The sequence below is a fragment of the Lentibacillus halophilus genome (genome assembly GCF_055395055.1).
Genome location: NZ_AP043750.1, coordinates 2,272,182 through 2,289,044 on the forward strand (window position 1 = coordinate 2,272,182; position 16,863 = coordinate 2,289,044).

At 42.4% G+C, this 16,863-nt stretch carries 18 protein-coding genes; 17 read left to right on the forward strand and 1 reads right to left on the reverse strand.

Features of this window, described 5'->3' with window-relative positions; all coding sequences use genetic code 11:
- The first annotated feature begins 13 nt into the window (after positions 1-13).
- From aroA to ACZ5Q7_RS11275, 10 genes are all read left to right on the forward strand, one after another.
- Entirely contained in the window at positions 14-1,297 is a 1,284-nt protein-coding gene (aroA, locus tag ACZ5Q7_RS11230; RefSeq protein ID WP_343753741.1) for a 3-phosphoshikimate 1-carboxyvinyltransferase, read from the forward strand.
- A gap of 95 nt (positions 1,298-1,392) precedes the next feature.
- Positions 1,393-2,658, forward strand: a complete 1,266-nt coding sequence (locus tag ACZ5Q7_RS11235; protein ID WP_343753094.1) for a tetratricopeptide repeat protein — start codon at positions 1,393-1,395, stop codon at positions 2,656-2,658.
- 33 nt (positions 2,659-2,691) lie between these two features.
- The gene (locus ACZ5Q7_RS11240) at positions 2,692-3,258 is read left to right on the forward strand and encodes a ReoY family proteolytic degradation factor (RefSeq protein ID WP_343753096.1); all 567 of its coding nucleotides are present in this window, start codon (positions 2,692-2,694) and stop codon (positions 3,256-3,258) included.
- Positions 3,259-3,355: 97 nt separating this feature from the next.
- Entirely contained in the window at positions 3,356-3,832 is a 477-nt protein-coding gene (locus tag ACZ5Q7_RS11245) for a DUF2487 family protein (RefSeq protein ID WP_343753099.1), read from the forward strand.
- A 125-nt stretch (positions 3,833-3,957) separates the two neighbouring features.
- Complete coding sequence (locus tag ACZ5Q7_RS11250; RefSeq protein WP_343753101.1) at positions 3,958-4,473, forward strand: QcrA and Rieske domain-containing protein; 516 nt, start codon at positions 3,958-3,960, stop codon at positions 4,471-4,473.
- 6 nt (positions 4,474-4,479) lie between these two features.
- Entirely contained in the window at positions 4,480-5,154 is a 675-nt protein-coding gene (gene qcrB, locus ACZ5Q7_RS11255) for a menaquinol-cytochrome c reductase cytochrome b subunit (protein WP_343753104.1), read from the forward strand.
- Between the two features lie 17 nt (positions 5,155-5,171).
- Positions 5,172-5,942 (forward strand): menaquinol-cytochrome c reductase cytochrome b/c subunit, encoded by a 771-nt coding sequence (locus ACZ5Q7_RS11260; protein WP_343753106.1) that lies wholly within the window; start codon positions 5,172-5,174, stop codon positions 5,940-5,942.
- A 140-nt stretch (positions 5,943-6,082) separates the two neighbouring features.
- Positions 6,083-6,673: a lipoprotein heptaprenylglyceryl N-acetyltransferase LhaT gene (gene lhaT / locus ACZ5Q7_RS11265; RefSeq protein WP_343753108.1), complete on the forward strand. Its 591-nt coding sequence runs from the start codon at positions 6,083-6,085 to the stop codon at positions 6,671-6,673.
- 62 nt (positions 6,674-6,735) lie between these two features.
- On the forward strand, positions 6,736-6,996 hold the full coding sequence (locus ACZ5Q7_RS11270; protein ID WP_343753110.1) for a sporulation protein YpjB: 261 nt from the start codon (positions 6,736-6,738) through the stop codon (positions 6,994-6,996).
- Positions 6,997-7,059: 63 nt separating this feature from the next.
- Complete coding sequence (locus ACZ5Q7_RS11275; protein WP_343753112.1) at positions 7,060-7,743, forward strand: zinc metallopeptidase; 684 nt, start codon at positions 7,060-7,062, stop codon at positions 7,741-7,743.
- 89 nt (positions 7,744-7,832) lie between these two features.
- Here the strand turns inward: ACZ5Q7_RS11275 and ACZ5Q7_RS11280 are convergent, their stop codons facing one another.
- Positions 7,833-8,705: a YitT family protein gene (locus ACZ5Q7_RS11280; RefSeq protein WP_343753114.1), complete on the reverse strand. Its 873-nt coding sequence runs from the start codon at positions 8,703-8,705 to the stop codon at positions 7,833-7,835.
- A 182-nt stretch (positions 8,706-8,887) separates the two neighbouring features.
- Here ACZ5Q7_RS11280 and ACZ5Q7_RS11285 point away from each other — a divergent pair, with 182 nt between their 5' ends.
- From ACZ5Q7_RS11285 to dinG, 7 genes are read left to right on the forward strand one after another with little or no spacing between them, the layout of a single operon-like run.
- Entirely contained in the window at positions 8,888-9,232 is a 345-nt protein-coding gene (locus tag ACZ5Q7_RS11285; RefSeq protein ID WP_343753116.1) for a nucleotide pyrophosphohydrolase, read from the forward strand.
- A 34-nt stretch (positions 9,233-9,266) separates the two neighbouring features.
- Complete coding sequence (dapB, locus tag ACZ5Q7_RS11290; RefSeq protein ID WP_343753118.1) at positions 9,267-10,073, forward strand: 4-hydroxy-tetrahydrodipicolinate reductase; 807 nt, start codon at positions 9,267-9,269, stop codon at positions 10,071-10,073.
- A gap of 11 nt (positions 10,074-10,084) precedes the next feature.
- The gene (locus ACZ5Q7_RS11295) at positions 10,085-10,507 is read left to right on the forward strand and encodes a methylglyoxal synthase (RefSeq protein WP_343753120.1); all 423 of its coding nucleotides are present in this window, start codon (positions 10,085-10,087) and stop codon (positions 10,505-10,507) included.
- Positions 10,504-11,625 carry an N-acetyl-alpha-D-glucosaminyl L-malate synthase BshA gene (bshA, locus tag ACZ5Q7_RS11300; RefSeq protein WP_343753122.1) on the forward strand — a complete coding sequence of 374 codons (1,122 nt, stop codon included), beginning with the start codon at positions 10,504-10,506 and terminating at the stop codon, positions 11,623-11,625. Before ACZ5Q7_RS11295 ends, bshA begins: the two co-directional genes overlap by 4 nt.
- A gap of 9 nt (positions 11,626-11,634) precedes the next feature.
- Positions 11,635-12,849: a CCA tRNA nucleotidyltransferase gene (locus ACZ5Q7_RS11305; RefSeq protein ID WP_343753124.1), complete on the forward strand. Its 1,215-nt coding sequence runs from the start codon at positions 11,635-11,637 to the stop codon at positions 12,847-12,849.
- Positions 12,825-13,814, forward strand: coding sequence for a biotin--[acetyl-CoA-carboxylase] ligase (locus ACZ5Q7_RS11310; RefSeq protein WP_343753126.1), 990 nt, complete (start codon positions 12,825-12,827; stop codon positions 13,812-13,814). Before ACZ5Q7_RS11305 ends, ACZ5Q7_RS11310 begins: the two co-directional genes overlap by 25 nt.
- A 49-nt stretch (positions 13,815-13,863) precedes the next feature.
- Positions 13,864-16,668, forward strand: a complete 2,805-nt coding sequence (gene dinG, locus ACZ5Q7_RS11315) for an ATP-dependent DNA helicase DinG (protein WP_343753128.1) — start codon at positions 13,864-13,866, stop codon at positions 16,666-16,668.
- Positions 16,669-16,863 lie beyond the last annotated feature (195 nt).

The following is a 16,863-nucleotide window of genomic DNA, read 5'->3' on the forward strand; positions in this document are numbered from 1 at the left end:
CGAATTGAGTGAAATGGCTCTTACCCCAATTTCATCACCAATAACAGGGGAAATGCAGGTGCCAGGGGACAAATCGATCTCCCATCGGTCGATTATACTGGGAGCCCTTGCAAACGGTACAACAACCATTACACAATTTCTGACCAGTGAAGACACGAGGCGCACGATCGAAGCTTTCCGGCAGATGGGGACCCTGATTGAGGAAAACGAAACATCACTGATTATTCATGGAAAAGGCACATCATCATTGTTGGAGCCGGAAGAGCCAATTTATTTCGGCAATTCAGGGACAACGGCCAGGTTAATGCTTGGAGTTCTGGCCGGATTACCGTTTTTTACTTCCGCGTATGGGGACCCGCATTTAACACGCCGTCCCATGGATCGAGTCGTCAAACCGCTTTCGACAATGGGTGGACATTTTGACGGGCGCAACAACGGGAATTATTTACCACTAGCCATTAGAGGCGGGAACCTCCAAGGCATACATTACAGGCTCCCGGTGAAAAGTGCCCAGGTGAAATCGGCTGTACTTCTGGGTGGATTATTCGCAACAGGAACGACCGAAGTGATTGAAGAAACGCCTTCGCGAAACCATACCGAAAACATGCTCCGCGCATTTGGTGCAGACATAACAGCAAACGGTCACAGCATTCAAGTGTCCAGTGACAAATCGTTAACGGCTGCAGACGTGGCTGTTCCTGGTGATATTTCTTCCGCTGCGTTTTTTATGGTTGCTGCAGCCATTGTTCCTGGAAGTGAATTGACCCTTCGCCGTGTCGGTCTTAATCACAGCCGGACAGGGATAATGGATGTTTTAAGCAGCATGGGAACAGAAATCCATATCACAAATAAACAAACTACAGGCGGTGAACCATTGGGCGATATTACCATTCGGCAACGTCCTCTGAATGGTACTGTTATCGAAGGAGATATGATTCCAAGGCTTATTGATGAAATTCCAGTACTCGCTTTGGCAGCGACGCAAGCGGATGGTGAAACAAAGATCCGTGATGCCGAAGAACTACGTTTGAAAGAGACTGATCGGATAAAAGCAACAGCGGACGAGTTGAACAGAATAGGGGCATCCATTCGGCCAACAGATGATGGAATGGTGATTAACGGTACATCCGTTTTGACCGGAGGCAGGACTATAACATATAACGATCACCGCATGGCTATGATGCTTGCCATTGCGTCGCTAATTGCAGAAGAAACACTTGTTATCGATGATATTTCACCCATTGCTATTTCTTATCCTGACTTTTTTCAACATTTGCGCCGGATCACTCATTCGTAATCGCGATCATTGCAGTCTGATTCGTTTGCGATTGAATCAACCTATTGTATTCTGTATGATGGATGAATGAGTTTGAGGCAGAAAGGATGTTCCGGATGGATACCACTATAATGGAAGCCGTTCATTTAATGGAAAATAAGCAAATGGAAAAAGCCATAGCCCTCCTTGAGGACTACCTTCCGAAAGCCGATGATGAAGAAAAATTCACGATTGCCGAACTATATGTGCAATGGGGATTTTTAAATGAGGCAGCCGACATTTTAGATGAACTGATGCATCAATTTCCGAAAGAAAATGAAATAAAAATTATGCTAGCGGACGTTTATATCGAACAGGATTATGATGAAGAAGCCATTAATCTTCTGAATGAGGTGGGAGAGGATGATCCCGATTATGTTCAGGCGTTATTACAGTTGGCCGATCTCTATCAAACGCAGGGTCTGTTCGAGGTAGCTGAACAAAAGTTGTTGACGGCAAAACATTTCGACCCCAATGAGCCGATTATCGACTTTGCACTTGGAGAGCTGCTATTTTCAAACGGTGATTACCGAAAAGCCATTACGTACTATGAAAAGGTTTTGCCCGTTATGAAAGAAGTCAACCATGTATCGGTCAATGATCGACTTGCTGAAGCATACGCAGCGTCCGGTGAATATGAGATTGCACTCGACATATTTCAGGAGGTTGACTCTGAAGATCCTGATACGTTATTTAAATATGGGTTCACGGCACTGCATGCTGGGCGCAGGGATATCGCCATCAAAGCATGGAAACATGTGTTGGAACAGGACGTATATTATCATTCCGCGTATTATCAATTGGCTAAAGCATATGAATCCGAGGAAATGATTCAGGAGGCATATGACACCGCCTTACAAGGTATTCAAGTGGATGAATTCAATAAAGAATTATACTTTTTCGCAGGCTCCATGGCCCATCAGCTTAAAAACGATAATGAGAGCGAAAAGTGGGTACGTGAGGCCATTACCCTTGACCCGGACTATAAAGAAGCTGTTCTGTTTTTAATTCAGCTGTTAAAACAGCAGGATAAACATGATGATATTATCGAATTGCTTACGGAAATAAGTCAGGAAGAAGGAAAAGACCCCATTTATGAGTGGGAGCTTGCACGCGCCTATAACGAAACGGAATCTTATAACCATGCATTAAACCATTATAAAGAGGCATATAATAGCTTAAACCAAGACAGTGACTTTCTGAGGGAATACGGCTATTTTCTTGCCGAAGAAGGGAGGTTTGAGGACGCGATTGAATTGTTAGAAACATATCTGCAACTGCAGCCGCTCGATGCTGACATAGAAGAGTATGTTTCCAGGCTGAAAGATACGCGTGATGCGTAATGATCCAAATGGAGCGTGAGGGAGGTTATTGTGATGCAAACTCCTGTTTCCGTACAAGACAAAAAAAGCTTTATTCGGTGGTTTTTAAATCATTATCAGTTAAAAAAACGGGAAAGTGTATGGATTTTAAATTATATAGTCAATTATCCCAATTTGTTGGAAAACACTCACTTTGTTCGTGAAGCAAAATATTGCCCAAGAGGACTCATCATAACCAGCCAATGCTCAGAGGACGTTCCTTTCCGTTTCTATAAAAAACAGCTTGTCACAACGGATGCTGAGAAATCGTTTCATGATATTCGCATGAACCGGCAAGATTCATTATATATTCAATTAAATTTCAAAAAATCCCATCAGAACAGTCGTTATGCGGCCGTTCTTGAGGAGAATCCGTTTATTTCGGATGACTATTTCATTACCAACCATGATAAAGATGCAGCGAAACAAATACTTGATTTCACCATATATACGTATCGACGCACAGTTTTGGAGAAAAGAATTGATTATGCACTTGATAAAAGAGACCGACATACGTTTTTCGACCTTGTCGACCAGCTTAATCATGTCGATAATAGCAGATTAAATCAGCCTGATTTCTGATTGGATAGGTTGATTTTTTTTTGGTTCCTTCGCATAATAGACAATAATGATCATTTTCCATGATGGAGAGAATAGATACTGAAGCAGGGAGGACACTATGGAATGGATGAAAAATGATTTGCAGCAATTTGTTCAGGCAAAGGAATATGTGGATACAGCCATTGTACCATTGCTTCCTTTTCAATTATCTTATGATGCAAGTCTTGAAAAGGATGCATTTCAATCTGAAGCACAGGCGGTGTTTTTACGCGAATTGGAAAGAGAACTTACCGGCAGAATAATGATGATACCTGGTTATCGGTATTTAAAATCCGCCGATAAAGAATCGGAATTGAATCGTCTGCGTACTTGGATTCGGGATATACAAGCTCAGCCGTTTTTCCATGTTTTTTTTATAACGTCCGATTCCGGTTGGAAAAAGCATGAACAAGCACTTCCTGGAACCTTGATCTGGTTGCCTTTAACAGCTGGTAATGATTCCGATCCTGAGAATATGCAACCAATTATTAAAGAGCAGGTGGGAGAGGTCAGTGATCTTATTAAAAGTTATTGGCATGACGATCTGAAAACATAGCTCAATCGTCATCCGTAACAATGAATTTATATTGACCCGCCACATCGTTTGCGCTATCATGGTAGTGTCCTAGTAAACTGATTTCATAATTTTGTCCGTGAAAAATGTATAGAGGGGGGAAAATCATGAGTGAAGACAAAAAATCGGTATCCCGCCGGCAGTTTCTGAACTATACACTTACTGGAGCAGGAGGCTTCATGGCTGCCGGATTGATTGTTTCACCACTTCGCATGGCGATTGACCCGGTACTTCAGAAAAGTTCCGCATCCGGTGACTACACAAACGTAAAACTGGCTGTTGAGGACATTACAAACGAACCGCAGCGTGTCGAGTGGAAGATCGATCAAGTGGATGGATGGTATGAATCCAAAGTGACGAAAGCCGCTTGGGTTTATAAGAAGGAAAATGGAGATATCGTTGCACTTTCCCCGATTTGTAAACATTTAGGCTGTTTTGTTTCATGGGAAGGCAGTGATGATTATCCCGATGAGTTTTATTGCCCTTGTCATGGCGGGCGCTATTACAAGAGCGGTGTGAACGTCCCGAATACGCCACCGACCGCAGGATTGGACATCTATGAACATAAAGTCGAAAACGGGATGTTATACCTTGGTAAAGCACAGCCAAGAGAGGAGGAGTAGAAAGCGATGCTGCAAAAGATCTATGACTGGATAGACGAGCGTGTTGACGTTACGCCCATATGGCGTGATATTGCGGACCACGAAGTTCCGGAACATGTTAATCCGGCCCACCACTTTTCTGCCTTTGTTTATTGCTTTGGAGGATTGACATTTTTCGTGGTAGTCATCCAAATTATATCAGGTATGTTTTTGACCATGTATTATGTACCGGATATTGAAAACGCATGGCGTTCTGTTTATTATTTACAGACAGAAGTTGCACATGGACAAATCGTTCGGGGCATGCATCATTGGGGAGCCAGTGTTGTTATCGTGATGCTCTTGTTACATACATTGCGTGTATTTTTCCAGGGAGCCTACAAAAAGCCGCGTGAATTGAATTGGATTGTAGGAGTACTTTTGTTCTTCATCATCCTCGGTCTTGGTTTTACGGGTTATCTGCTGCCTTGGGATAACAAAGCCTATTTCGCAACTGAAGTCGGTTTGAACATTGCAGAAGATGTTCCTATTGTTGGTCAAGAAATCAGGTCACTGTTGGCTGGAGATGAAGAAATTGTTGGCGCACAGACGCTTGCCCGATTCTTCGCCATTCATGTTTTCTTCCTGCCTGCAGCAATGTTCGTCCTGTTGGGCGCACACTTCATATTGATCCGCAGACAAGGAATATCCGGACCATTATAAATAAAGGAGGTTAAGCTGTGCATAAGGGTAAAGGAATGAAGTTTGTCGGGGATTCACGTATATCCTCTGAACGCAAATCAAATATACCAAAAGACTATTCAGAGTACCCTGGAAGAACGGAAGCGTTCTGGCCCAACTTTTTGTTAAAAGAATGGCTGGCAGGTTCTGTATTTTTGGTCGGTTTCTTGTGTATGACACTTGCCAATCCTCCTTCGTTGGAAGGTTTGGCGGACCCAACTGCTGCCGGATACATTCCATTACCGGACTGGTATTTTCTGTTTCTGTATGAATTGCTTAAGTTTGATTTTGCCAGTGGACCTTATGTTTTAATCGGTATTCTGGTTATACCCGGATTGGCATTTGGTGGACTGCTCCTGGCTCCATTTCTTGATAAAGGGCCGGGAAGAAGGCCGCATCAGCGACCGATTGCAGTCGGTATGATGCTTTTGGCACTCACCTCCGCCATGTGGCTAACATATAAATCAGCGGCGGATGTTGATTGGGAACAACGTGCCGAAGCTAACAAGCCGATCCCTCCATCCGAACAAGCTAAAATTGATAAAGATTCCGAAGGTTATGGCCTCTATAAAAACAATTGCATGAGTTGTCACGGTAAAGAACTTCAGGGAGGTATGGGACCCTCGCTTGTCGGTGTCGACCAATCCGCTGACGAAGTTGCTAAGATTGCACGAGATGGTATAGGTGATATGCCGCCCGGGCAATTCACAGGGTCGGATGAAGAACTGAAAAAATTGGCAGATTTCATTGTATCTGTCGGAAAAGAATAGAATGAACGGACGTATTATGATGGGAAACACCTTTGCCAAACTGATTGGTGAAGGTGTTTTTTAAGGTTGATCTGATCATTCATGAGAACGTTAGCAATGCTGTTTCTTATTATGCTTATCATAAAGAAGGGATTTGAAACATGATACGGTACATTACACGTTACATCCTCGTCGATAAACGTTTTTTGTTTACTCTGTTTTGGATAAATTTATTAGGCACTATTTATGGCTTTTACTGGTATCGTTATCAAGTATATGAAACACCGGACATCTTTGTTCCGTTTGTTCCGGATAGTCCGGCAGCCAGCCTATTTTTTACCATATTTTTGCTATTTTTTCTGTTTAACCGGAATATCCCCTATATCGAAGCCCTTGCAATGATAACGCTATTCAAATATGGCATTTGGGCTGTTCTCATGAATGGGTTGACATTAATTATTGACGGCTCACTTGAATGGACAGGTTATATGCTTATGGTTTCGCATGGAGCTATGGCTGTTCAAGGATTGCTCTATGCACCGTTTTATGCCATTAAATGGCGTCATATTGTTGTCGCCGCAATCTGGATACTGCACAACGATGTCATTGATTATGTGTTTGAACAAATGCCTGTTTATGAATCTATTCAAATGTATATGAATGAAATTGGCTATGTCACTTTTTGGCTTAGTATTTTGTCAATTGGGGTCGCTTACTGGCTCACCATTAAACGAAAAAATGTGTTGGCTTAACTGTTATATATTGGTGAATCCGCTCATACATTAGTGTTGAAGATGTTATGTGAGGTGACACCATGAATAGAATGTTTGTTGTCAGGTGCATACTGATTGCTGTTTCAGGCGTATACATCAGTTTGCTGTTACGTACACCATTACTTGTTTCTGCAGAGCATTCGTATACCGCATCGAAAGCAGCCGGCGATGTTAAGATGATCCCCTTTTACTGGATTGTCGGAATCGTTGGCGGGTCCATTGCTATCACATTAACCTATGTCGGCTGGAAAAAATATAAGGCAGAAGCAAAAAAGCAAACAGATGACGATGAAAATAGTTGACTTACGTTCATTGTTTGACTATAATTGACCATATAGAATTCGCATTACAATGGAGGAATGACAATGCTTGGTGGACTGGGTGGCTATTTAATATACATTGCACTATTGATGATTATACCTTTATGGGCGCAATCCAAGGTAAAAAGCACGTATAAAAAATACTCCAAAAAAGCGACATCATCCCATATGACCGGTGCAGAAGTTGCCCGTCAAATTCTTAATGATAATGGTATTTTTGATGTAACGGTAAAGGAAACAAAGGGGTTTCTTTCCGATCATTATGACCCAAGGAAAAAAACAGTGAACCTTTCACAGGATAATTATCATGGTCAGTCAATGGCATCTTCGGCCATCGCAGCGCACGAAGTTGGTCATGCTATTCAGGATGCACGGGATTACGCGTTTCTGCGTTTTCGATCTTCATTGGCTCCTATCGCGTCAACAGGGTCGAATATGGCTATTTTCCTGATTATTGCTGGAATGATTTTCAGTCAGGGACTCTTTCTATTGGGCATTGTGTTCTTTTCGGTTGCTGTGTTATTTCAATTGGTCACATTGCCAGTTGAATTTGATGCGTCCAATCGGGCCATGACACAACTTGTTTCCACAGGCATCATACGAAATAATGAAGAACGGGAAACGAAAAAAGTGCTTAATGCTGCAGCGATGACATATGTAGCTGCTGCACTTGTAGCTGTTGCTGAATTACTTCGGTTTATTTTACTTTACGCAGCAAGTGGTGAATAATCCCCTGCTAAACGTTATGGGTTATATATGCAACAAAGTGCCGTGTTCTGTTCAGGATTGCGGCACTTTTTAAATATAAGCGACCATTCTCAGTCGTTCAACGGATTTTTGTTTTCATCAAGCGTGAACCCTTCCCCTGCAACATCGTGTACGGAACTTATCGCAACAAACGCATGGGAATCGATATCCGTGATAATGTTCTTCAGCTTGACAATCTCATTTCTTCCGACGATGCAATACAGCACTTCCCGGTCTTTACCTGTGAAGCTTCCTTTGCCATTTAACACTGTTACACCGCGATCCATTTCTTTAAGAATATTCTCCGCTATTTGCTCACTTTTGCTGGAAATGATGGTAGCCCCGCGTGCTGCATACGCACCTTCTTGGATAAAATCAATGACCCTTGCACCAATATAGACCGCCACAAGCGTATACATCCCTTGTACCATATCAAGAAATGTAAAAATCGACGTAGCAATAACACAAAAGTCAAAAAGAAACATTGTCCGTCCCATGGTCCAGCCTGCGTACTTATGAACAATTCGGGCGATAATATCTACACCGCCTGTTGTTCCGCCATAACGGAATATGATACCAAGGCCTATGCCGATAAATACGCCTGCGAACAAAGCGACAAGTGTCATATCGGATTCCAAATCCATGTCAAATGGATTAATTTGAAAAATAGAGAGAAATAATGATACAGCCAACGTTCCAATAATTGTATACAAAAATGCGTTGCGTCCAAGATACTTCCAACCGATAAAAAAGATAGGCACGTTCAGGACGATATTTGAAATAGCAGGATCCCATCCCCAGAGAAAATAAAAGAGGAGTGTAATACCGGTGAAGCCGCCCTCACCAAGGCTATTTTGCATGTTAAAATGAACGATGCCAAATGCAAATATTGCTGAACCCAATAAAATAAAAGCAATATTTTTAACGTTTAAACCAAAAATCAATGGGTCATACCTCCGTTCAGCTGCGTTTCCATTAGGATTTACGTGCGCTTTTCCTATTATAGCCAATTTAAAGCAAAAGAACAACGCGATGCTGATCAAGTGTATGATTTGTCAAATGGACGCCTTTTAGCTACCATAATAGAAGATTGTATATCCAAAAAAACAGATGAGGAGCGATACAGATGTCATCGTCTGAGAAATCGTTATACCGTACCAATGACATACAGAATCGGGTTCATCAGTACATAGGACAATTCAAAGAGGGATATTTCTCACCGCTCAGTTTAATGGCACGACTGAGTGAAGAAACCGGAGAACTTGCCCGGGAAGTCAATCACTTGTATGGGGAAAAACCGAAAAAAGCGTCTGAGCATCCAAAAGCGATGGAAGAAGAACTTGGCGATGTTCTGTTTGTTCTTACATGTTTTGCCAATTCACTTGATATAGATATGTCAAACGCATTCGATCGGTCCATGCAAAAGTTCGAAACGAGGGACAGTGACCGGTGGACGAAAAAGGATTCATAAAGGCACGATATGCTGTTCAGCAGGAGGGTAATCAATGACTAAAAAAATAATTATAGCAGGACCAAGAGGGAAGATGGGAGCCGAGGCCGTCCAGATGGTTGATAAAGAACCATCCTACGATCTTATCGCCTGTATTGATCGCAAAAACGGTGGGAAAAGCATAAAGGATATTCAAGATACTAATGGACTTCCAGCACTGGATGTTCCTATATTTGAAAATCCGGAAACATGTTTTCAAGAAATGGATGCTGATGTGTTTGTTGATTTAACGGTTCCCGGCGCAGGTTTTGAACATACAAAACTGGCTTTATTGTACGGCATCCGCCCAGTTGTGGGCACATCAGGTTTTTCGGATGACCAATTGGCTGCGTTACAGGATTTATCAATGACACATGGGACGGGGTGTATCATCGCACCAAACTTTGCTGTTGGAGCGGTGTTAATGATGCAATTTGCCAAAACAGCCGCCAAGTATTTGCCTGATGTGGAAATTATCGAGAAACATCATGATCAAAAGCTGGATGCACCATCGGGAACGGCTGTTAAAACAGCTGCTATGATGCAGGAAAATCGGGAAAACAAGCAGCAGGGCCATCCCGATGAAAAAGAAACACTTGACGGTGCACGGGGTGCCGAAACAGACGGCATTCATATTCATAGCGTCCGTCTTCCAGGGCTTGTCGCTCATCAGGAGGTACTGTTCGGCAGTCCCGGGCAAGGGCTCACCATTAAGCATGATTCTTATAATCGTGCCTCATTTATGGAAGGGGTGAAACTTTGTATCCGAAAAGTGGAAGATTTGGACAGGCTGGTTTATGGATTGGAAAACATACTTGATTAGGCGGGATGCCCATGAATATTGCATTGATTGCACATGATAAAAAGAAAGAAGACATCATTCATTTTACTGTGGCGTACCGTGATGTACTATGGAACCACCGCCTTTTTGCCACCGGAACGACAGGCAAACGAATTGGTGAAGAAACCGGCCTTTCAGTACATTGTTTTCAGTCAGGTCCGCACGGTGGTGATCAGCAAATTGGAGCTAAAATTGCGAGCAAAGAAATGGATGCTGTTATTTTTTTCAGGGACCCGCTAACAGCACAGCCGCATGAGCCTGATGTCAGTGCATTAATGCGTCTTTGTGATGTTCATTTAATCCCACTGGCTACGAATCGTGCTGCGGGTGAGATTTTGATTGCTGCGTTAGAACGCGGTCAAATCGTTTCGTCTGAAGAAACAAATATAACTGAACGAGAAGGTAATGACCCATGAAAAAAATAGGAATAACGTGTTATCCGACGCTGGGGGGATCGGGTGTGATTGCCACAGAATTAGGGATGAAAATGGCTGAACTCGGTCATGAGATTCATTTTATCACAACGAGTCTACCATTTCGGTTGAATCATATTCATCCCAACATTTTTTACCATGAGGTGGAGGTCAGTCATTATCCTGTTTTTCAATACCCTCCGTTTGACCTTGTCCTGGCCAATAAGATGGCTGAGGTGATCGATCAGGAAAAACTGGATATTTTGCATGTTCACTATGCTATGCCGCATGCTATTTGTGCGATTTTAGCAAGAGACATTGCTGAACGTGATGTGAAAATTGTAACCACCTTGCATGGAACTGATATTACAGTTCTTGGTATTGACAACGCGCTTCAGAAAATGATTCAGCATGGCATTGAACAGTCTGATGGTGTCACAGCTGTTTCTAAAAGTCTTGTCAACCAAACAAAAGAGATGCTCGGAGTAAGTAAAGACATTGACGTTATTTATAATTTTGTCAATGAGGAAAACTATGAGAAAAAAACGTTGCCCGGAATACGCCGGCAATATGGCATACAACCGAATGAAAAAGTAATTATCCATACATCTAATTTCCGAAAAGTGAAACGTGTTCAGGATGTTATTTATACATTCCGCGATATCCATGATAAAATGAGTGCTAAGTTGCTTTTAGTTGGGGATGGTCCGGAATATTCATCCATGTACCAGTTAGTCCGTCAGTTGGGTTTAACAGAAAGTGTTCTGTTTTTAGGCAAACAAAAAAATGTCAGTGACTTATTTTCCATTTCCGATTTAAAATTGCTTATGTCTGAAAAGGAAAGTTTCGGTCTGGTTCTCCTGGAAGCGATGTCGTGTCAAGTACCCTGCATCGGAACCAACGTCGGCGGGATACCTGAAGTGATTAAACACAATGAAACCGGATTTGTTGTTGAATTAGGTGATACAAACAGCGCCGCTGATTATGCCGTTTATTTGCTTCGAAACGAAAGCGAACTGGAACGCTTTTCTCAAAATGCATTGCTACATGCCAGGGAAAACTTCTATTCACAATCAATTGTGCAGCAGTATGTTGATGTATATGATAGACTGATGGATTAAGAAAGAAAAATGGGTGATACGGTGATATTTCCTGAACGATTGACCCAAGCAATGGATATACTAATGATCTTACAAAACAATGGGTATAAAGCGTATTTTGTGGGTGGATGTGTCCGTGATTTATTGAATGGTCAGGATATAGGCGATATTGACATTGCGACTTCTGCTTCTCCGGAAAACGTTCGACAGATTTTTGATAAAGTGATCCCGGTCGGATTAGAACATGGCACAGTTATCGTTCGTTATGCCCATCAGTCCTATGAGGTGACCACATTCCGTACGGACGGTGATTATTCGGATCAGCGCCATCCCGACACCGTTCGGTTTATGCAAACAATTGATGCAGATCTAAAACGGCGAGATTTCACCATAAACGCACTTGCTATGGATATAGACGGCCATATTGTTGATTTATTTAACGGGCGTGAAGATATTCGGAAAGGGTTGATACGCACCGTTGGCAATGGAGTGGACCGATTCCGGGAAGATCCTTTGCGCATTATTCGTGCCATTCGCTTCTCCGGTCAACTCGGATTTTCGATTGCTCCGGAAACACGGGATGCCATGATAGCCGTTAAACAAGACATTGAAACAGTCGCTGTGGAACGGATTGCTGAAGAAATGGGAAAATTTTTTTCTGGTGCTTGTGTACAAATGGGAATGGACGATTTACGTGTAACCGCCATTCACAACCATATGCCCATTATTGGCGCTTACCCCAATCTAATAGATAAACTACCGGAACCGGTTATGCCATTACAAACGTTTGGTGCCGTTATTACGATGTTTTACAGACTGGAGCCCGATGTCTCCATTCACGAATGGGTTAAGAGATGGAAATGTTCCAATAAAGTGAAACACCAAGCGAGTGAACTGCATGAAGCGATGAGTCGTTTTGAGACTGACGGGCTGAGTCGGTGGCTTGTCTATTGTTTGCCTGCTGGTTGTTATAAAGATTTCACAGTATTGATAAGGATGTTTTTCGACTCAATTTATTGTCAGCAGGATATTACGGCTATCGAACACGAATTGCCAATTGACTCCAAACGTAATCTGGCAATAGATGGCACAGATATTCGAGCGCTTTTTCCAAATAAAGAACCAGGTTCCTGGATAGGCGATCTGTTGAACAAAATTGAAAAACATGTCGTTACCGGTCATTTGCACAATGATAAATATGGAATAAGGGACTGGATAAAATGGCATCAACACGTTATCGATTGATTGAATTGTTAAATATGAATGAACATCATTATATTTCCGGTCAAAAGCTATCCGAGGAATTGCATATTTCCCGCAGTGCCATTTGGAAACATATGAAGGAATTAGAAAAGGATGGCTATGTCATTGAAGGGGTTCGTCGAAAAGGGTACCGGATTGTCAGATCACCGGATAAAGTCAGTGAAAACACCATTTTTTGGGGTTTGAAAACACAATGGCTCGGAAAAAATATGACGCATAAAAAAGTCATGGATTCCACACAATCCGCTGCTCATCAAGAAGCACTCCATGGAGCGCCGAATGGAACAGTAGTCATAGCTGATGAACAGACATGGGGAAAAGGAAGAATGGACAGACAATGGCATTCCGCAAGCCATCAGGGCATTTGGATGAGTGTCATACTGCGGCCGGGAATCCCCCCTGTCCATGCTCCTCAGCTAACCTTGATGACAGCTGCTGCTATTGCCGATGTTCTGGCGTCATACACGGATGCAGAACCAAGCATTAAATGGCCGAATGATATTCTCATTAATCATAAAAAGGCAGCGGGCATATTGACTGAAATGCAGGCGGAAGAGGACAGAGTACAATATGTCGTTATCGGGATAGGTGTCAATGTGAATCACACACAGGGTGACTTCCCAGCGGAACTGAATGAAAAAGCAACATCAATTAAGCGGGAAACAGGGGACCATTACCAAGTCAAAGGCTTAATTCAACATATGTTACTGCGCTTGGAACAATTGTATGATACGTTTATGCAATCTGGGTTTCAACCGATCAGGGCCAAATGGGAATCTTACGGGTATAGGTTAGGGGAAACCATCCGCATCCGAACAGCACGGAATGTATGGACTGCAGTATTTTCCGGAATTGCGGATGATGGTGCGCTACTGGCACAGATGGATGATAATGAACCAAAAAAGATATATTCGGGTGAAATGGAATGGTTCCCCGATGACGCATAAATCATTCTAAATTAGCGGCAACATGTATGAAAGAGAGTAAGGTGGCGTTATGGATAATAGATACGTGGTAATGGACTTGGAAACGACAGGCCATTCACCGGCAAATGGTGATAAAATTATTGAAGTTGGCATCGTTGTTATTGAGGGGGATGTTATTTCAGACGAATTTTCTACATTTTTGAATCCAGATATGTCTATCCCACCTTTTATTACGAATCTAACAGGGATTACAGATCGGGATGTGGAACATGCCCCATTTTTTCAAAATAAAGCGTCCGACATAACGGCCCTTTTAAGCAGTAGTTGGCTGGTGGCACATAATGTGACTTTTGACTCGGGCTTTCTAAATGAGGAACTGGCAAACCATGGATTCTCCTGTCTCCAAAATCCGATCATTGATACAGTAGAACTGTCACGCATCCTTTATCCGGAGGCACCAAGCTATAAACTGGCACAATTGGCCGCTTATTTGGACATTGGACATGATGATCCTCATCGTGCTTTGATGGATGCCTATGTAACGGCTGAGCTGTTCCTTGCTTTAAAAAATAAACTGCAATCATTACCGTATGAAACGATTGCTCATCTATTTGAACTGGAAAAAGGGTTACATTCCGATTTATATCAGTTGTTGGACTGGCAAAAACAAAAACGGATGTTCTCCATTCACGAAGATAAAGCCATAGAAATAAATAGAGGATTGGCCATTAAAAAACAAACGAATGTCAAACAGGAAGCAATGCATCCGGATATGTCTTTCGGATTCTTTCTGGACGGGATTTATGAGACAGGCGGATCAATGCAGCAGCATATGCCCCATTATGAGAAACGAAGCGGTCAGCGTGACATGTCCGAAACCGTTTATGATGCATTTCAGTCGCACCATCATGCACTGATCGAAGCGCAAACAGGGACAGGCAAAACACTTGCATACATGCTCCCTGCCATATACGAAGCCATCAGCCAACGGAAGCGGCTAGTTATTAGTACATACACGACACAGTTGCAATCCCAACTTCTGGATGATGAAATTCCATTAATCAGGCATCTCGTGCCTTTTCCATTTCGTATTGCGCTGCTGAAAGGAAAACAACATTATATCAGCCTTGAAAAATTTGCACAGTCCTTAGTGATGGACCAGGGGGATAACTATGATATCATTCTGACCAAAGCAATGATCCTCATCTGGCTGACCGAGACGGATACAGGTGATATTGATGAAATTCAGCTCCCGTCCAATGGTTATTTGTTTTTTAAAAAAGTGTCCAGCGCCATGGAAGAGACAACGCATCGTTCATCACAGGAATTCACCAGATCTTATTATCAGCGGGCCCACCAAAAAGCACAGCAGGCCGATATTTTAATTACTAATCACGCGTTCTTATGCACTGATATCGTTAATAAATATCAGTTGCTTCCTGCATACAACAAAGCGATCATTGATGAGGCCCATCATTTGGAAGAAACGGCGGCCAAACATTATGGTGCTGCACTGGATTATGTATCTGTGCAAAATATATTGAACCAAGTGGGGGAGACATCCGATCATTCGTGGCTCGGACAATTGCTTAAGGGCAGGCCGGAATTATGGGATATGTTCGCAGCTGAATACTGGGATGATATGTTTATCAAGGCCAAGCATGAAACAGATGACGTATTCCGTATGCTATTTCAGTATGTATTGGATCGAAGACAAAAGGATAAATCGTTAAGCGACATTGGCCGGGTTCAATATCGATTTGAAAGTGAAAACGAACGATCAGATAAATGGACCGCTATTACCGAAATGGCAACAAGGCTTACCTATTATTTGCGCGATTTAATTCATGCACTTTCACCGCTCACACAGCTGAAAACATTCGATTCCGGGGAAGATGATGAATTAAACAAGCATATGGATGATATCCAGATGGTCATTGATAAGATGGAACACTTGTTTTTAACCGCTGAAACCGGTCAGGAAGTGAAATGGATTGAAATTGAGGCGTACGGTGCGAAAAATGCTGTATATCTTTACAGTGAACCCGTGTCGATGGCACCGTTGTTGAACAATGACTTTTTCCAGAAAAAGGAAAGCATCATTTTGACTAGTGCCACATTAACGATGAAAGATTCCTTCAATTTTATGCAACAGAGACTTGGTTTGTCGACAGAAAATGTGCTGACAGCTAATATTAAATCACCGTTTTCGTATCCATCTCAGGTTCAGCTTATGATACCGAATGATTTCCCTGATATTAAACACGGGAACCCAGATGATTTTGTTGAAGCTGTAAGTGAAGCTGTTATTTCCATGGCACATATAACAGGCGGACGAATGCTTGTGTTGTTTACATCTTATGATATGCTTAAGAAGTCTTATTATTTGCTAAAAGAATTGTTAGATGTGCATGAATATATGCTGATTGCCCAAGGTATTTCTAGTGGGAGCAGATCCCGACTGAAGAAAAATTTTCAAACCTTTGAAAAATCTATTTTGCTGGGCACAAGCTCCTTTTGGGAAGGAGTTGATATCCCCGGAGATGATCTGTCCTGTGTTATGATTGCGAGGCTCCCATTCCAGCCACCAAACCATCCTGTGTATGAAGCCAAATCCAATCATTTAAAACAGGAAGGGAGAAACCCTTTTGTGGAATTAGCTCTTCCGGATGCTGTTATCCGGTTTAAACAGGGGTTTGGCCGTTTGATTCGTTCAGCCGAGGATCGCGGTATTGTTTTTGTTTGTGATGCACGTATCAAAAAAGCACGCTACGGCCATTATTTTACGGCGTCCATACCGGACGTACCTGTGACATATGATTCCACACAAACCATTATGGAAAAAGCAGACGAATGGTTTAGAAATCATGATTGAGCAGACGTTTTCCAATTTATTCAATATGGAAAAAACTGATGCACCTTAGTGATGCATCAGTAAAATAATGGAATGAGGCTGGAATTTTTAGTTCATGAGTTATACGGTCCATTGCCGTATGCTTAGTATTGGATTGATTGGCGATACTATAAGCGGCAAAATGTGATAAAACATGAAGCTTCTGACTGGGAGCGG